The sequence below is a fragment of the Micromonospora sediminicola genome, assembly GCF_900089585.1.
GTDB classification, from domain to species: Bacteria; Actinomycetota; Actinomycetes; order Mycobacteriales; family Micromonosporaceae; genus Micromonospora; species Micromonospora sediminicola.
The window spans coordinates 1189685-1205976 of sequence record NZ_FLRH01000004.1 but is presented as its reverse complement, the minus strand read 5'-3'; the positions used below and the strand labels follow the sequence as shown (position 1 = coordinate 1205976).

The following is a 16292-nucleotide window of genomic DNA, read 5'->3' as shown; positions in this document are numbered from 1 at the left end:
ACCCCTGCCGTTCGGGGGCGGCGCGGGGGCGTGCTAACGTCTCGTCCCGTTGTCGGTGAGCGCCGCTAGCTCAACTGGCAGAGCAGCGGACTCTTAATCCGCGGGTTCGGGGTTCGAGTCCCTGGCGGCGCACCAACGAGTAAGGCCCTGACCTGGTGGTTCACACCGGGTCAGGGCCTTCTTCGTGTCCGCTGGTGGGGGGTGGTGTCAGCCGGACAAGGGCGGTACCGCACCGGTCCGGCGGGCGAGCAGCGGAGAACGCCTGCGGGCATGGGTGAACTGCCATTCCAGGTCCGGCGCTTCGCTCGTCAGGGAGGGGACGCGGTAGTGAGCGGCCAGCGCGTCCTTGACGCCGAGGAACAGCCACGCCCAGTAGGTCGGCTGCACGAGGTGCCACTCGACCTCCGACAGCGCCCGCACCTCGTCGTACCCTCGCAGCACGTCGTCCTGGTAGCCGCGCCACGAGAGCGCGAAGTCGGCCACCTGGAACGTGTGATGGGTGGCCTCGAAGTCGAGCAGGCCGGTCAGCCGCCCGTCGTCGAACAGCAGGTTCCACGGCGTGAAGTCGCCATGGATGACGCTGCGCGGCGCGTCCAGGTCAGGATGGTCGGTGAACCACGACACCGCGGCTTCGTGGCAGCGCCGCAGCACGCCCCCCTGGACCGGGTTCGCTGCCTCGTGGCGCCGCAGCAGGCGCTCCAACTCGGGGTCGGCGACGACGTCGGCGGGTGCGTGGAAGCCGCCCCGCTGATCGCCGATGCCGGTGGCCGCCGCGCTCGCGTGGAACTCCGCCAGCAACCGTCCCCGGGCGCGCCGTTCGGCTGGCTGGTCCTGCGCGGCCGGCGACGCGGACCGGCCGGGCAGCCGGCGGAACAGCACCCAGGCGCCGCGCGGGCGGGTCAGCGGCTCCTCGATTGGTTCCGGCGTGGGCCAGCCCAGGCTGCGCACCGCGGCAGCGACCCGCAACGCGTAGCGCCAGTCGGGAAAGGTCGCGTCGTCGAAGAACTTCACGATCAGCTCGGCACCGTCTCTCGTGGCCGCCCAGGTGCCGCTCACCCGGTCCGCCAGCACCGGCCCGGGCGTCAGCCGCCAACCCGCGCGCACCTCGGGGTCGATCACCGCAGCTGTCCGCGGACGCGCCGCACCGGTCACCGTGCCCCCTCCGCCTTCGACATCCGTCCGCCTCCGACCGGTGCGTCGTCATCAGAGTGACGAATCAGTCCATCGGCATCGTACGGATCAACGGCATCACGCGGCTGCCGTAGATCGCGCGGCTCGCGCCGTGCTCGGTACGACCGTGCGCGAGGCCCGCGAGACGGCGTGGTGAGTGCCGGTACGCGAGTTGGCGCCGACAGGCGTGCCCACCTCGCGCCCACACAGGTTGAGGACACATGCGTACCACCACGATCGGCGACGTGAAGGTCCTGCTACCGGACCTCCAACCGGATGACCTCGACACCACCACGGACCTGACCGACGGCCTCACCGAGGCCCTCGTCGAGGGTGCCGCGTGGCGCGGCGTCGACCTTGCGGGCGCCTCCGTTCGGAGCAGCCTGATCAGCGGCGTGGACCTGAGCGGGTGCACCTGGGAAGCGGGCGGCCTCTACGGCTGCGAGGTGACCGGCGCGGACTTCTCGGGCGCCCACCTGACCGGCCTCACCATCGAACGGTGTGCGATCACCGGCTCCCGATTCACCGGCGCCAGGCTCACCGACGTACGCCTCAAGGACGTCCTGTTCGACGGCTGCCGGTTCGACTACGCCACCCTCCAGCGCGTCGCCGCCGCCGGTTCGGTCGCCTTCACCGACTGCACTCTCGCCAACGGCGCGTGGTCGTCCTGCCGACTGCCACGCATCGCGCTGCGGTCATGTGACCTCGCCGGTCTGGAACTGGACTCCTGTCACCTCGACGGGACCGACCTGCGGGGCAGCCTTCTCCAGGGCCTCAAGACGCCGCTGGACAACCTGCGCGGCGTCACCCTCGGCGAGGACCAGCTTCCTGACCTCACCCGGCTGACCGTCGCCGCCCTCGGCCTCACCGTGCGCAAAGATTGAAGCTGAGGAGGCGTCGTGGTCGCTCAACCCACCGGAAGCCCGGACACGATTCTCGTCTGCGTCCGGGGCAACTCCGGCTCCGGCAAGAGCAGCATCGCCCGCGAGCTCCGACGCCGGCACGGCCGGGGCTGCGCCCTGGTGGAGCAGGACTACCTGCGCCGCATCGTGCTGAGAGAACGGGACAAGCCCGGCGGCGTGGCCCCGGCGTTGATCGCGCAGACCGTACGGTTCGCGTTGGACCACGGCTACCACGTCGTGCTGGAGGGCATCCTGCACACCGGCCGGCACCGGAGCATGCTCACGGCGCTGCGGGACGGCCACCGGGGGCGGTCGCTGTTCTGCTACCTCGACGTGTCCCTGCCCGAGACCCTGCGCCGGCACCTCACGCGCCCACAGGCCGGTGAGTTCACCGCCGAGCAGATGCGCGGCTGGTACGCCGCCCACGACGTCCTGGGCTGGTCGGACGAACTCGTCCTGCCCGAGAGCACCGGGCTGGACGAGGCCGTCGAGGCGATCGCGGCGGCCGCCGGGCTGCCCCAGACCGGACGCGACGACGACCCGCTTCCGCGTCCTGCCGTCCCCGTGGCGCAGCAGCGTGCCGATCACGGACGCCCGGCGGGGACGGCCGGGCCTCGCGCGGAAGCCGCAGCGGACGTCCGGCGGCGACCCTGACCGTCACCAGGACGTCGGACGGGCGAGGTCGCGGGCCGGTTGGTATCCGCCGAGAACGGCCAGGCCGTCCGCCTCGGTGTAGCCGCGTCCCCAGCCCTTGAGGAACGCCTCGACGAAGCACGGCTCGACCCGCATCTCCAGCACGTCGCTGCCCTGCCGGCGCGCCCGGTAGGGCCCGGCGACGAGGTCGCCGGCCCGAGACCCGTCGCCCGGCGCGGGTTGGGCCCGGACCGTCAGCCAGCGGCCGGATCCGTCGCCGACCACGAGTGAACCTTCGTGGAAGGGATCACGCGCGGAATGGCCGAGCGTGACCGAGCACTCCAGCAGCCGCGCCCCGGCCGGCAGCGACCGCAGCCGGAACGGCACGACGCAGCGGTGGGCGCCGTCGAACCGGACCCGACTCGCCGCGCCCGTCGCCGCGTCGCGGCCGGCCGCGTAGATGTCGAGCTGGGCCCAGAGGCCGTCGGCCGGTTGCCACCGGACGAACCACAGCTGGCGGTCGCCGGACGGGTCGTACCAGGCGACTCCCGGTCGGCCCTCGACGCGCACGTCCGTCCGTTGCTGGGGTCGTCCCGCCGACGACAGCGTCTGCCGCAGCCCGTCCAGCGTCGCGGCGCTGCGGGCCAGCGCGAACCGGGCGTGACCGGTCGGGCCCCGGAACTCGACGCTCTCGACGCCGCGTCCCGTGCTCCACGTGGCGTACTCCGCATCCTCGACCAGGGTGGGGGCCGCGAAGTGCACCACACCGGGGTCGGCGCCGACCACCTCGGGACGCGCGACGGCGCCGGGCCGGCCCGGCGCGTCCGGCAGCGCCAGCGCCGCGGACGTCAGGGGCGCGGTGTCCGGCGCCCTGCCGGTGGGCACCACCATGACCACTGCGGCGAGCGCGGCGCAGGCCGCCGCCGCGCCGCCGACGATCAGACCCTGGCGGCGCAGTCGCAGGTGACGACCGCGGCGGCGGGCGTGCTCCACGATCGGCGTCGGATCGACGTCGCCGCCCGCCCGGTGCCGGAGCATCGCGGCAAGGCGCTGATCGAGGTCGGTGGACATCACATTCCTCCCGTCCGTGCGGGCGCCGGTGCGTCCTGGCGCTTCCGCAGCGCCTGGAGAGCCCGCCTGGCATGCGTGCGCACCGTGCCGGTCGAACACTGCAGGATCTCGGCGATCGCCGCGTCGTCGAGATCCTCGTAGTAGCGCAGCACGATCACGGTGCGCTGTTTGACCGGCAGGTCACGGACGAGCCGCCACAACGCGTCGCGTTCCACGACGCCGGCGGCCTCGTCCGCCCCGCCGACCCGATCGATCGCCGTGTCGGTGGAGATCTCCCGCCTGCTCCGTCGGCGCCACCACGAGCGGTTCGCGTTGACCAGCATCCGGTGGACGTACGCGTCGGGCTGATCCGTCCGGGAGATGCGCCCCCAGTGGGCGTACGCCTTCGCGAGGACGTCCTGGACCAGGTCCTCCGCACGGTGCTCGTCACCGGTCAGCAACCGGGCGAGCCGCACCAGCGCCGCGGTGCGCGCGAACGCGTACTCCTCGAACGTCACCCCCTATTAACGCCGGCGGTCGGCCGTCCCGTAGACAGCATGTCCGGGATTTCGTGCCCGGGGTCAGTCGCGATACTCGACGAGGCAGAACTCGTGGCCCTCCGGGTCGGTCATCACGACGACGACCCCCTCGTCGTGGTCGTGCCGCTCGCCGGTGAACCCACCGCCGAGCCTCGTCACTGTCGCCATCGCCTCGTCGAGGTCGTCGACCGTGACGTCGAGGTGGATCCGGACCTTCCCGACGCTAGGCCCGGGCACCGGCTGGAACACCAGCCTCGGTTGGGGGTCGCCGCGCTCACCGAGGTAGACCCAGCCTTCCTGCGACGCGCCGGCCTCGCGGCCGAGCAGGACGCTCCAGAACCGGGCGACCCGCTCGGGGTCGACGCAGTCGACGGTGACACCTGACCAGACATTCGCCACCCACTGACCCTGCCAGACATCACCACCCACCACCACCGTCGATCATGAGGTTGACGGCGATGTGGATCTCAGATCGTGCCGCCAACTTCATGATCGACCGTCGTGCCGCGCGGGCAGCGCCCGTGTCGTTGACCGTCGATTGGTGTGAACGTTAACATCGCTGAAACGTATCGAAGTGTGACGATCAATGTCGAGGGAGTCGGGGAGGCGAGCCAGGTGGACGACAGAGTGGGCCGACGACGCGGGGCGTGGCGGACGGCGGTGTCGGCGGCGGTGGTCGCGGTGGTGGCGGCGGCAGCCGTGCTCACCGGGCACGCCGAGCCGGCGCGCGCGGCGACCGCCATCACCGTCAACGGCGCGTCCGGCGGGCGCACGTTCGACGGCGTCGGCGCGGTCAGCGGCGGCGGCGGCAACAGCCGACTGCTGATCGACTATCCGGAGCCGCAGCGCAGCGATCTCCTCGACTACCTGTTCAAACCGGGCTACGGGGCCGCCATGCAACTGCTCAAGGTGGAGATCGGCGGCGACACCAACTCCACCTCCGGCGCCGAGCCCAGCCACGAGCACACCCGCGGCAGCATCAACTGCAACCGGGGCTACGAGTGGTGGCTGATGGAGCAGGCCAGGACGCGCAACCCGAGCATCGCGCTGGCCGGGCTGGTCTGGGGCGCGCCGGGCTGGATCGGCAACGGCAACTTCTGGTCCACCGACTCGATCGACTACCTGGTGGCCTGGCTGGACTGCGCGGCCACGCACGGGCTGACCATCTCCTACCTCGGCGGGTGGAACGAGAAGGGCTACAACGCCACCTGGTACAAGAACCTGCGCGCCGCGCTCAACTCCCGTGGCTACGGCGCCGTGAAGATCGTCGCCTCGGACGACTTCGGGTGGGCCGCCGCCGACGAGTCGCTCCGCGACCCGGCGTTCGCCAACGCCGTGCAGGTCTTCGGCAGCCACTACGTCTGCGGCTACCGCAGCGCCCAGAGCAGTTGCCCCAGCTCCGCCAACGCGATCTCGACCGGCAAGCAGCTGTGGGCGAGCGAGAACGGCTCCGACGACTACAACGCCGGCGCGGCGGCGCTCGCCCGGGGCGTCAACCGGGGATACCTCGACGGCAGGATGACCGGCTACATCAACTGGCCGGCCATCGCCGCCATCACCCCGAACATCCCGTGGGCGACCACCGGCGTGGCGGTGGCCCAGCAGCCGTGGTCCGGCGCGTACTCCATCGGCCGCAGCGCGTGGGTGATGGCGCAGACCACGCAGTTCACCGCCCCGGGCTGGCGCTATCTCGACGGATCCAGCGGCTACCTCGGCGGCAACCGCAACAACGGCAGCTACGTCTCGCTGAGGTCGCCGAGCACCAGCGACTGGAGCACCGTCGTCGAGACCATGGACGCCGGCGCGGCGCAGACGCTCGACCTCACGGTCACCGGCGGGCTGTCCACCGGGGTGGTGCGGGTGTGGTCGACGAACGTCCGGTCCAGCAACCCCGCCGACCACTTCGTCCGCGGCGGCGACATCACCCCGGTCGGCGGGCGCTTCTCGCTCACCGTCCAGCCCGGCCACGTCTACAGCATCACCACCACCAGCGGGCAGGGTAAGGGCACGGCGACCAGCCCGGCGGCGGGCACCCTGCGGCTGCCGTACGCCGACACCTTCGACAGCTACGCCACCGGCCGGCAGGCCCGCTACCTGATGGACCAGCAGGGCTCGTTCGAGATCGCCGGGTGCGCCGCCGGCCGCGCCGGGCAGTGCGTACGCCAGATGTCGGATCAGGCGCCGATCTACTGGACCTCCGGCCAGGCCGAGCCGTACGCCCTGCTCGGCGACCTGAGCTGGCGCAACTACACCGTGTCCTCGGACGTCCTGCTGGAGAAGCCCGGCTACGTCCAGCTCGTCGGGCGCGCCAACACCTACAACCACCAGGGCCCGCAGAACCTCAACGGCTACTACTTCCGGGTCACCGACGGCGGCGCCTGGTCCATCCGGAGCAACAACACCAGCGGCGACTGGCGCACGCTGGCCAGCGGCGCAACGTCGGCCCTGGGCACCGGCCGCTGGCACACCCTGGCGCTGAAGCTGGACGGCAGCACCCTCACCGCGTCCGTCGACGGCGCCGCGGTCGGCTCGGTGTCGGACTCGACCTGGGTCGCCGGTCAGATCGGGTACGGCACCGGCCAGGGTGTCACCGCCCAGTTCGACAACCTGTCGATCACCCCCGGTGACGGTTCCGGCAGCCCGACGGGGGAGATCCGTAGCGCGAGCGCCAACCGGTGCCTGGACGTCAACGGCGCCAGCCAGGCCGACGGCGCGGTGGTGCAGATCTGGGACTGCAACGGCGGGGCGAACCAGCGGTGGACGCTCGGCGCGAACAACCAGCTCACCGTCTACGGCAACAAGTGCCTGGACGTGCCGGGCACCGCGTCGGGCAGCCGCGCGCGGATCATGAGTTGCACCGGCGGCGGCAACCAGCAGTGGCGGGTCAACGCCGACGGCACGATCGTCGGCGTCGCCTCGGGCCTCTGCCTGGACGTCAACGGCCAGGGCACCGCCAACGGCACCGCGGTCCAGATCTGGACCTGCAACGGCGGCAGCAACCAGCAGTGGGTCCGCGGCTGACCCTCGCGAGGTGCCGATCATGAGGTTGGCGGCCGGAGGGGCGACGTCAACCTCATGATCGTCCCGTCAACCTGAGGTTGACGACGGGCATGCGTCAACCTATGGTTGACGCATGGATGAGACCGAACCGCTCGCGATGAGCCACCCGGTGCGCCTCGACGAGCTGATCGAGGGCATCAAGAAGACCCGTTCCAACGCACTCGACCAGCTCGCCGACGCGGTCCTGGTCGCCGACCACCTGGGCGACGTCGCCGACCACCTGATCGGGCACTTCGTCGACCAGGCGCGCCGTTCCGGCGCCTCGTGGACGGAGATCGGCCGCAGCATGGGGGTGAGCAAGCAGGCCGCCCAGAAGCGTTCCGCCGCCAAGGTGGAGACCGCCGCCGCGCTCGACCCGAGCGCCGGGTTCGGCCGGTTCACGCCGCGCGCCCGCAACGTGGTGATGGCCTCGCAGGAGGAGGCGCGGGCCGCCGGCAACGCCGAGATCACCCCGGGGCACGTCGCGCTCGGGCTGCTCGCCGAGCCGGACGGGCTGGCGGCCGCGTTGATCGTGGCGAAGGGCGTACCCCTGGAGATGTTCCGGGAGGCCGTCGCCGCGACGCTGCCGGCGAGGGCCGACCAGGTCCCGGACCTGATCCCCTACGACGCGCGCGCCAAGAAGGTGCTGGAGCTGACGTTCCGGGAGGCGCTGCGGATGGGGCACAACTACATCGGTACGGAGCACATCCTGCTCGCCCTGCTGGAGGAGGAGAGCGACGGGGGTGTGCTCGGCGGGCTCGGCCTGCGCAAGGACGCGATGGAGTCCGCGGTGGAGGGCGCGCTGGCGGAGCTGACGCGCAAGCGGGCCTGACCCGGCGTCGGGCACGTGTCACGGGGGCACGTGCCCGACGCGCGATCGGTCAGTCGGCGGTGGGGAAGCCGTAGCGGGCGGCGTGCTCCGGGTCGGCGGGGTCGACCTGGCGGATGCCGGCGTCGGCGAGTCGCTTGTTCACCTCGTCGAGGCGGTCCCGGACCAGCCGGGCCTCCTCCTCGGTCACCCGGCCACGGTGCGGCCGGCCGGCGTGCTCGATGGTGCCGTAGTCGATCTTCTCGGCGGTCCGCCGGGCCTTCGGCGGCTTCACCCGCTCGGCGGTACGCAGGAGCTGCGCCATCGGCACGTCGGTGGCCATCGCGTCGAACTCGCTGGCGGTCAGCACCACCCGGCGCGGCTCACCGCCGCCGTGCCGGTCGTGGATCTCCACCACGGCCACGTCCAGCGCCGCGTCGTCGATGCTCTCCACGTCGACCGGGGTGGCGTCCAGTTGCACGGGCCCGGCGACCAGGTCCGGGTGCTCCAGCACGACGACCTTGACCACCTCGTCGTCGGGGGACAGCACCTGGCCGGTGAAATCGGAGACGTGGATCGTCTTCTTGCCCATGCGCGGAGCTTCTCCTGTCGTAGCCGGAAATCGGACCACAAGACGCTACCGCACAGGTGTGCGAAGCCCCGGACCTCCGCCGTCCGGTGTGTCGCGGCCCGCTCAGCGGGTCGTGAGGCCGCGCCAGGCGGAGCTGTCGGCGGGCTGGGTGTTCAGCTCGGCCCAGGAGAGTCCCCGGTCGCGGGCCTCGCGGTAGCCCGGCTGCGCCGGGAACCGCCCGGCGGAGTCGGCGGCCCGCCAGCTCTGCTCCGCGTCCTGCTGGAATCGGTCATTCGGATGATTCGGCATGACCACTACCGTCCCAGAGAAACTTGTCCATGTATGGAAATGAATATGACGCAGGATCGATGCGTGCGGTTCCGTCGGGGCGTCAGATTCCTGCAGCCGGCAGGCGGACCACGAATCGGCATCCGTCGCTGACGTTCTGCACCTCTACCCGCCCGCCGTGCGCCTCAACCAACCCGCGCACGATCGCCAGGCCGAGGCCGCCGGATCCGCCCGGCTCGACCGCCGGGGTACGGGCCGGCTCGCCGCGGAACGCCACGTCGAAGACCCGGGACAGGTCGCCCTCCGGGATGCCGCCGCAGGTGTCGGCGACGGCCAGCCAGGCCGTGTCGACCTCGCACCCGGCGTCCACCCGTACCGTGCCGTCCTCCGGGGTGTAGCGGATCGCGTTGAGCAGCAGGTTGCCCACCACCCGGGCCAGCTCCCGCTCGCTGGCGGTGACCGTCGGCCAGCCCGCCTCGGGGGCGACGAGCCGGATCCGCCGCGCAGCCGCGAGCGGGGCCGCCCCGGCCAGCGCGTCCGAGACCACGTCGCCGAGCGGCACCGCGGACATCGACAGCCGCAGCGCGCCGGCATTGATCCGGGACAGCTCGAACAGGTCGTCGACCAGTCGGGTCATCCGGTCGGTCTCGACCCGGATCCGGCGGTGGTACTCGGCCACCGTGGCCGGGTCGCCGACCACCCCGTCCTCCAGCGCCTCGGCCATCGCGCGCAGGCCGGCCAGCGGCGTACGCAGGTCGTGCGAGACCCAGGCGACCAGGTCGCGCCGGCCCTTCTCGATCCGTCGCTCCCGTTCCCGCGCCTGGTCGGCCCAGACCGCGGCGGCGGCCAGCCGGCGGCCGAACAGCCAGCCCACCGCCAGGCTCACCACGCCGCCGGCGGCCACGGTGGCCAGCACCACCTGGAGGTCGTGCGGGGAGAGGAACATGGCCTGGGCGACCCCGGCCACCCCGGCGGCCACCGCGCCGACCGTCATGGCCAGCAGCACCGAGATGTGCACCGTGATCGACCGGCCGCGCAGCAGCCGCAACGTCACCGCGCCGACCAGCCCGACGGCGAGCGCGGCGGCCAGCGCCACGCCGAAGATCAGCGCGAGGTCACGCATCGGCCGGCTCGTACCGGTAGCCGACGCCCCAGACCGTGACGATGCGGCGGGGTCGCGCCGGGTCGTCCTCGATCTTCTCCCGCAGCCGCCGCACGTGCACGGTCACCGTCGACTGGTCGCCGAAGCTCCAGCCCCACACCCGGTCCAGCAGCTCGGCCCGGCGGAACGCGCGGGCCGGATGCCGCATCAGGTGGGCCAGCAGGTCGAACTCGCGCAACGTGAGGGTCAGCTCGCGGCCGTGCAGGCGGGCCACCCGGGGGCCGGTCTCCACCTCCAGGCCGCCGTCGGCGAGCAGCTCCGGCGGCGCGGCGGCCGGCTCCCCGCCGGCCCGGCGCAGCACCGAGCGGACCCGCAGCACCAGCTCCCGCGGGGAGAACGGCTTGCCCAGGTAGTCGTCCGCGCCCAGTTGCAGGCCGAGGATCCGGTCGGCCTCGTCGCCGCGCGCGGTGAGCATGACGATGGGTACGCCGTCCGGCCGCTCCCGCAGCCGCCGGCACACCTCCAGCCCGTCCAGCACGGGCAGCATCAGGTCCAGCACCACCAGGTGCGGCGGGCGGCGGGCCACGGTGTCCAGGGCCGCCGACCCGTCGCCGACGTGCTCGACCTCGTAGCCGGCGTGCTCCAGGTAGCGGCAGACCACGTCCGCGACCGTCCGGTCGTCGTCCACCACCAGCACCCGCTGCGCCACCGCGCACCTCCCGCGTACGGAGAGGTCAGCGTAGCCACGGGCGGGAGCGTGAGCCATTGCCAGGTTCTTACGGTGTGCACGGTTCGGAGCGGGTCCGGCGGGCGTACCGTGATCATGTGCTCGACCGACGGCTCTTCCTGCATCTGGCGACCTGGTTGGGGCAGTGGCCGGCGGCACCGGGATGGCACGTGGTCCGCTCCTACCGTCGCGCCCGCCCGGCCTGGGACGGTCGGCTGCGCCCGGCGATCGGGGTCGCGGTGGACGGCAGCGCGGTCCTCTCCGTGGCGCCGGAGCGGGTGGAGGCGGTCCGGGCGCTGATCCGCGGGCGTCCGCGCGACGAGTGGCTGCCCGCGTTGCCGGCGACGGTGGGCACGCCGGAGTTCACCACGCAGGCCGGGGCCTTCCGGTGGTGCACCGACCCGGCGCCGCTGCCGGACGTGGGGGAGTGGCTGCCGCCGACGGTGCCCGGCGCGCCGCCCTGGCTGCGCCTGTTCGACCGGGAGGTGCTGGTGGTCCGGGACGACGACGGCGCGTACCTGGCCGGGGTGGGCATCAAGCGGCACGACGCGTACGGGCACGAGTTGGCGGTCGGCACGACGAAGGCGGCCCGGGGGCGCGGGCTGGCCCGACGGCTGGTCGCCCAGGCGGCCCGGCGGGTGTTGGACGAGGGCGCGATCCCCACCTACCTGCACGACGCGGACAACCACGCCTCCGCACGGGTGGCCGAGGCGGCCGGGTTCCCGGACCGGGGGTGGACCTCGTTCGGCGTCTTCCCGCACTGAGCCTCGCGACGTGGGCGCGGACCGTGGATCCCGGGCCGGATCCACGGTCCGCTGCCTCTCCCCCCAGGTCCCGACCCTGGTAACGCTATGTGTGCGAATGGGTGGCAGGCAAGGGGCGTTGCGGCGGTTGACCCTGTCCGGTTACGGACTTGACCTGCCTACTCCCGTCGGGCGGGACCGCCGCGCTCAGTGACGCAGCGTGTGGATCACGCTGAGCGCCTGCCGGGTGACCGGTCGCAGCACCCGCAGGCGGGACAGCCCGACGAGCCGGTCGACCAGCGGCACCACGCCGTCGATGAGCTGGCGGGTCTTGACCTGCCCGGGCGAGCGGTCGTGCACCCAGTAGAGCACCACGCCCATGTAGCCGAGCCAGAGCAGTTCCGGCAGCGACTCCCGCAGTTCGTCGTCGAGCTTGGCGGTGGAGCCCGCGAGCACCTCGCGGAAGAGCGACACCGACGCCTCGCGGGGGGCGGACGACTCGGTGGAGAACGGGCTGAGCGGCGAGGTGGGCTCCGCCGCGGTCTTGAAGAACGTGCCGGCGAACGAGTGGTACGGGCTCAGCACGTCCACGCCGGCGTGGAGCACCCCGGCCAGTCGCGGGGCGAAGTCCCGTTCCCGGGCGAGCACCGGGGCGGCGGCCTCCCGGTGCTCCTGCTGGGTCTCCGCGTAGAACTCCTGGATCAGGTGTTCCTTCGAGCCGAAGTAGTAGTAGGCGTTGCCCACCGCCACGCCGGCCTCCTGGGCCACCGCCCGCATGGTGGTGCGTGCGTACCCCCGCTCGCGGAACAGCCGCAGGGCGGTGTCCAGGATCAGCCGGCGGGTCTGCTCACCCCGGGCGGTCGACCCGGTGCTCGGGCCGCCCGCAGCGGTCGTCGGCGCACTCTGCTCGGTCATCGTCGTCACCGTATCCCGGTTCCCGGATCCGCTCGCGGACCGCGGCGGCGGCCGCCACCACCCGCCGGGCCAGCGGCAGCAGGTGCGGGCGGGCCAGTCGTTCGGCCGTGCGGCGGTGCTCGGCCAGCGCCCACAGGCAGGCGAACCAGGCGCCGTCGCCGGTGTAGACCGCGCCGGTGTCGGCCACCACGGTCAGGTCCCGCAGCGTGGCGTCGTGGTCCAGCCCGGGGAGGCGCCGCCGGGCCTCCGCCGACCCGGCCGGCACGAACTCCAGCGGTACGAGCTGGGCGCGCGAGGCCAGCCACCGTCGGGCGGCCCGACACAGTGGGCAGTCCGCGTCGTAGAGGACGGTGAACCCGCGGATCCCACCGGCCCCGTGCCCGGTGGGATCCGACGGGTGCCCGCCCGGGGCGGACGTCACCGGGCCGGCGGGATCGGCCCCGCCGGCGGAACGGGGTGCGGGCCACCCTGGGGCGGGAGCACGGCGACCGGAGGCAGCGGCGGGTGGGTCGCCTGCTGCCGCAGCCGGCCGCGCCGGTAGCGGCCGAGCGCGAACACGTTGAAGAAGTGCAGCGCGCCCAGGACCAGCAGCACCAGCCCCACCTTGAGCGAGAGCTGCTCCAGCGCCTGGCTGGCGTCGCCGACCGGGCCGGACTCCTTCATGGCCACCGTGACGTAGCCCAGGTTGAGCAGGTAGAAGCCGACCACCAGCAGGCTGTTGACCGCGTCGGCCAGCCGGCTGTCGGCGAACACGTCCTGCAGGAACACCAGCCCGTTGCGGGAGAGCGCCCGCGCCACCCAGATGGTCAGGCCGATGCTCACCGCGAGGTAGGTCAGGTACATCCAGACCTTCACGTCCATCCCCCGTCGCCTCTCTTGAACGCGTTCAAATTGATGTCGCGCCGAGCGTACGACGTTTCTCGAACGTGTTCAAGTCCGGAACGCGCGCCGGCCCGCCGTCGCGGACGGCGGGCCGGGTCGGGCGGTACGGATCAGTCGGTCAGGCCGAGCACCTTCGCGGCGGCACGGCCGTTGGCGTGGCTGGCGCCGTAGGTGGCGACGAAGGCGCGCGCCCCGGCCGGCCGCCAGGCGGCGGGCCAACCCATCTCCACCACCGTCACCGGGTGCGTGGCGGCCAGCGCCTCGACCAGCTCCCGCGCCCCCGGCAGCCGGTGCAGGTGACGCCCGACCAGCACGACCGGCCGGTCCCCGGCGAGCCCGCGCAGCTCGGCCGGGTCGGTCTCCCCGGCCACCGCGCGGGCCTGCGCCACGTCGGCGGGCAGGTGCGGCCCGAGACCCCACGGCACCCGTCCCTCGGCGATCGTGGAGGTCGCGTGCACCTGCACCACCAGCGGCGCGCCCGCGGCGGTCAGGTCGCCCTCGACGTGCACCGCCCGCAGCGCGGCGGCGTAGCCCAGGTCGGCGGCGACCGGCGCGGGCCCGTCGGCCGGGCCGGTCCAGGCGGCGAGCGCGGCGGTGCGGCCGGCGGCCTCCTCGACCCGGGCCCGGTCCAGCCGGCCGTCGCCGATCCCCGCGACGATCTCCGCGGCGACCAGCTCGACCAGGGCGGCGTCGACCTTCGCGCCGATGCAGAGCAGGTCGGCGCCGGCGGCCAGCGCCCGGACCGCGGCCGGACCCACCCCGCCGGCGGCCAGCGCGGCGCCCTTCATCTCCAGCGCGTCGGTGATCACCGCGCCGGTGAAGCCGTACTCGTCGCGCAGCAGGTCGACCAGCACGGCCCGGCTGAACGTGGCCGGACCGTCGCCGGTCAGCGCCGGCACCCGGATGTGCGCGGTCATCACGGCCCGGACGCCGGCGTCGACCACGGCGGCGAACGGCGGCAGGTCGCGCTCGCGCAGCACGGCCGGCGGCACGTCGACGGTGGGCAGCTCGTGGTGGGAGTCGGCGACCGTGGCGCCGTGCCCGGGGAAGTGCTTGGCGCAGGCGGCGACGCCGGCCGACTGGAGGCCGGCCACGGCGGCGGCCGAGTGGACCGCCACCCGCTTCGGGTCCGCGCCGAACGACCGGGTGCCGATCACCGGGTTCTCGTCGGCGGTGTTCACGTCCACCGTCGGAGCCAGGTCGAGGGTGAGGCCGAGCGCGGCCAGCTCGCCGCCGATCGCCGCGTAGACCTGCCGGGTGAGGTCGGGGTCGTCCACCGCGCCGAGCGCCGCGTTGCCCGGGTAGGGGCTGCCGGTGGCGTGGGCCAGCCGGGTGACGTCCCCACCCTCCTCGTCGATCGCGAGGATCACGTCGGGGCGGCCGGCGCGCAGCGCCGCGGTGGACGCCGCCACCTGGGCCGGGTCGTGGACGTTGGTGCCGAACAGGGTGTGCCCGGCGAGCCCGTCGGCGAGCAGGTCGACCGCCCAGTCCGGCGGGACCGGGCCGGCGTAGGCGGCCAGCAACGTGCCCAGCGCGAGCCGACGGAGTCCTGGATCGAGCCCCACGAGTATCCCCTTTCCCTGCCGGGTCGTCCGACCTCTCCGGACCGGGGTGGCCGATACGCTAACGGGCACCCTTCGGCAGGCGTTTTATGGTTAGAAACTTTACGGAAAAATTGAGGACGTTGGCATGAGTGCGACCCGGCTGCCCGGCACCCCCCGACTGTTGCGGGCGCTCAACGACCGAGCGGCGCTCGAACTGCTGCTCGAACGCGGGCCGCTGACCCGGGCCCGGATCGGCGAGCTGACCGGGCTGTCCAAGGTCACCGCCTCCCAGCTCGTCGAGCGGCTGGAGGAGCGCGGGCTGGTCGCCCGGGTCGGTGAGCAGGCCGGCGGGCGGGGCCCGAACGCCCAGCTCTACGCGGTGCGACCGGGCAGCGCGTACGTGGTCGGCGTGGACGTCGGCGCCGAACGGGTGGTGGCGGCCTGCGCCGACATCACCGGCGCGGTGGTCGGCCGGGTCGAGCAGTCCACCAGGGACACCGACGACCCGGTCGGCGTGGTGCACAACGCCGTGGTCCGGGCGGCCAGCAGCGCCGGGGCGGAGCTGTCCGCCGTCCGGCGCGTGGTGCTCGGCACCCCCGGCCTGGTCGACCCGCAGACCGGTGACATCACGTTCGCGTTCAACCTGCCGCGCTGGCACAGCGGCCTGCTCGCCGCGCTCCGCGAGGACCTGGACACGCCGGTCGTCTTCGAGAACGACGTGAACCTGGCCGCGGTCGCCGAGGCGCAGTCGGGCGCGGCCCAGGGCACCGCCGACTTCGTGCTGGTCTGGGTGGACGCGGGTGTCGGCCTGGCGATCATGCTGGGCGGACGCCTGCACCACGGCAGCAGCGGCGCGGCCGGCGAGATCGGCTACCTGCCGGTGCCCGGCGCGCCGATCCCACGGGACGTGTCGAAGCGCGCCAAGCCGGCGTTCCAGCAGCTCGCCGGCGCCGACGCGGTCCGCGCGGTGGCCGCCGAGCACGGCTTCGCCACGGCGGACGCGGTGGAGCAGGGCGTCGCGGCGGCCCGGGCCGCCGAGGCGGTACGCGCCGCCGTCGCCGCCGGCGCCGACGGTGGCCCGGTGCTGGACGAGCTGGCCCGCCGGCTCGCGCTCGGGGTGGCGAGCACCTGCGTGGTGCTCGACCCGCCGCTGGTGGTGCTCGCCGGCGCGGTCGGGCAGGCGGGCGGGTCGGCGCTGGCCGAGCGGGTGCAGCACGAGGTCGCCGCGATCACGCTGGTCCGGCCCCGGGTGGTGACCACCGGGCTGACCGAGGAGCCGATCCTGCGCGGCGCGCTGCGTACCGCGCTGGACGCGGTCCGGGACGAGGTGTTCGGCTCGACGGTCGGCTGACCGCGTGCAGGCTGGCGCCATGTGAAGG

The 16292-nt window shown here is 73.4% G+C and carries 17 protein-coding genes, 1 tRNA gene and 1 pseudogene; 7 read left to right on the top strand and 12 right to left on the bottom strand.

Annotated features, from left to right (window positions below):
• The first annotated feature begins 59 nt into the window (after nt 1-59).
• Nucleotides 60-135: transfer RNA gene (locus tag GA0070622_RS27115), tRNA-Lys, on the top strand.
• Nucleotides 136-207: 72 nt separating this feature from the next.
• On the opposite strand, the gene GA0070622_RS27110 is transcribed toward GA0070622_RS27115, so the two are convergent.
• On the bottom strand, nt 208-1152 hold the full coding sequence (locus tag GA0070622_RS27110; RefSeq protein ID WP_091580839.1) for a phosphotransferase enzyme family protein: 945 nt from the start codon (nt 1150-1152) through the stop codon (nt 208-210).
• A gap of 239 nt (nt 1153-1391) precedes the next feature.
• Between GA0070622_RS27110 and GA0070622_RS27105 the strand changes: the two genes are divergently transcribed.
• The gene (locus tag GA0070622_RS27105; RefSeq protein WP_091580834.1) at nt 1392-2054 is read left to right on the top strand and encodes a pentapeptide repeat-containing protein; all 663 of its coding nucleotides are present in this window, start codon (nt 1392-1394) and stop codon (nt 2052-2054) included.
• Between the two features lie 15 nt (nt 2055-2069).
• A pseudogene (locus GA0070622_RS27100) lies at nt 2070-2636 on the top strand (kinase); the annotation flags it as partial.
• A 93-nt stretch (nt 2637-2729) separates the two neighbouring features.
• On the opposite strand, the gene GA0070622_RS27095 reads toward GA0070622_RS27100, so the two are convergent.
• The 3 genes from GA0070622_RS27095 to GA0070622_RS27085 all read right to left on the bottom strand — a co-directional run bounded on the left by GA0070622_RS27095 (nt 2730) and on the right by GA0070622_RS27085 (nt 4693).
• Nucleotides 2730-3776 carry a hypothetical protein gene (locus tag GA0070622_RS27095; RefSeq protein ID WP_091580828.1) on the bottom strand — a complete coding sequence of 349 codons (1047 nt, stop codon included), beginning with the start codon at nt 3774-3776 and terminating at the stop codon, nt 2730-2732.
• Nucleotides 3776-4273, bottom strand: coding sequence for a SigE family RNA polymerase sigma factor (locus tag GA0070622_RS27090; RefSeq protein WP_091580825.1), 498 nt, complete (start codon nt 4271-4273; stop codon nt 3776-3778). The genes GA0070622_RS27095 and GA0070622_RS27090 overlap by 1 nt, the downstream gene beginning before the upstream one ends.
• 63 nt (nt 4274-4336) lie before the next feature.
• Nucleotides 4337-4693: a VOC family protein gene (locus tag GA0070622_RS27085; protein WP_091584068.1), complete on the bottom strand. Its 357-nt coding sequence runs from the start codon at nt 4691-4693 to the stop codon at nt 4337-4339.
• 216 nt (nt 4694-4909) lie between these two features.
• On the opposite strand from GA0070622_RS27085, the gene GA0070622_RS27080 reads away from it, so the two are divergent.
• Together GA0070622_RS27080 and GA0070622_RS27075 are read left to right on the top strand one after the other, a co-directional pair.
• A complete protein-coding gene (locus tag GA0070622_RS27080) occupies nt 4910-7315 on the top strand; it encodes a ricin-type beta-trefoil lectin domain protein (protein ID WP_425412785.1) in 2406 nt (801 codons plus the stop codon).
• A gap of 112 nt (nt 7316-7427) precedes the next feature.
• Nucleotides 7428-8165, top strand: coding sequence for a Clp protease N-terminal domain-containing protein (locus GA0070622_RS27075; RefSeq protein WP_091580822.1), 738 nt, complete (start codon nt 7428-7430; stop codon nt 8163-8165).
• 49 nt (nt 8166-8214) lie between these two features.
• On the opposite strand, the gene GA0070622_RS27070 is transcribed toward GA0070622_RS27075, so the two are convergent.
• From GA0070622_RS27070 to GA0070622_RS27055, 4 genes are all read right to left on the bottom strand, one after another.
• Nucleotides 8215-8733, bottom strand: coding sequence for a hypothetical protein (locus GA0070622_RS27070; protein WP_091580819.1), 519 nt, complete (start codon nt 8731-8733; stop codon nt 8215-8217).
• Nucleotides 8734-8835: 102 nt separating this feature from the next.
• Nucleotides 8836-9021 (bottom strand): DNA repair protein, encoded by a 186-nt coding sequence (locus GA0070622_RS27065; protein ID WP_091584059.1) that lies wholly within the window; start codon nt 9019-9021, stop codon nt 8836-8838.
• Between the two features lie 82 nt (nt 9022-9103).
• On the bottom strand, nt 9104-10123 hold the full coding sequence (locus GA0070622_RS27060) for a sensor histidine kinase (RefSeq protein WP_091580816.1): 1020 nt from the start codon (nt 10121-10123) through the stop codon (nt 9104-9106).
• Entirely contained in the window at nt 10116-10811 is a 696-nt protein-coding gene (locus GA0070622_RS27055) for a response regulator transcription factor (RefSeq protein WP_091580812.1), read from the bottom strand. The genes GA0070622_RS27060 and GA0070622_RS27055 overlap by 8 nt, the downstream gene beginning before the upstream one ends.
• A gap of 116 nt (nt 10812-10927) precedes the next feature.
• Between GA0070622_RS27055 and GA0070622_RS27050 the strand changes: the two genes are divergently transcribed.
• Nucleotides 10928-11593 (top strand): GNAT family N-acetyltransferase, encoded by a 666-nt coding sequence (locus GA0070622_RS27050; protein ID WP_091580808.1) that lies wholly within the window; start codon nt 10928-10930, stop codon nt 11591-11593.
• Between the two features lie 186 nt (nt 11594-11779).
• Here GA0070622_RS27050 and GA0070622_RS27045 read toward each other — a convergent pair whose 3' ends face one another.
• The 4 genes from GA0070622_RS27045 to GA0070622_RS27030 form a co-directional block, all read right to left on the bottom strand.
• Complete coding sequence (locus GA0070622_RS27045; RefSeq protein WP_091580804.1) at nt 11780-12487, bottom strand: TetR/AcrR family transcriptional regulator; 708 nt, start codon at nt 12485-12487, stop codon at nt 11780-11782.
• On the bottom strand, nt 12420-12908 hold the full coding sequence (locus tag GA0070622_RS27040) for a thiol-disulfide oxidoreductase DCC family protein (RefSeq protein WP_091580799.1): 489 nt from the start codon (nt 12906-12908) through the stop codon (nt 12420-12422). Before GA0070622_RS27040 ends, GA0070622_RS27045 begins: the two co-directional genes overlap by 68 nt.
• Entirely contained in the window at nt 12905-13348 is a 444-nt protein-coding gene (locus tag GA0070622_RS27035) for a hypothetical protein (RefSeq protein WP_091580796.1), read from the bottom strand. The genes GA0070622_RS27040 and GA0070622_RS27035 overlap by 4 nt, the downstream gene beginning before the upstream one ends.
• A 131-nt stretch (nt 13349-13479) precedes the next feature.
• The gene (locus GA0070622_RS27030; RefSeq protein ID WP_091580792.1) at nt 13480-14934 is read right to left on the bottom strand and encodes a glycoside hydrolase family 3 N-terminal domain-containing protein; all 1455 of its coding nucleotides are present in this window, start codon (nt 14932-14934) and stop codon (nt 13480-13482) included.
• A 124-nt stretch (nt 14935-15058) separates the two neighbouring features.
• On the opposite strand from GA0070622_RS27030, the gene GA0070622_RS27025 reads away from it, so the two are divergent.
• Nucleotides 15059-16264, top strand: a complete 1206-nt coding sequence (locus GA0070622_RS27025; protein ID WP_091580788.1) for an ROK family transcriptional regulator — start codon at nt 15059-15061, stop codon at nt 16262-16264.
• Nucleotides 16265-16292: the final 28 nt, after the last annotated feature.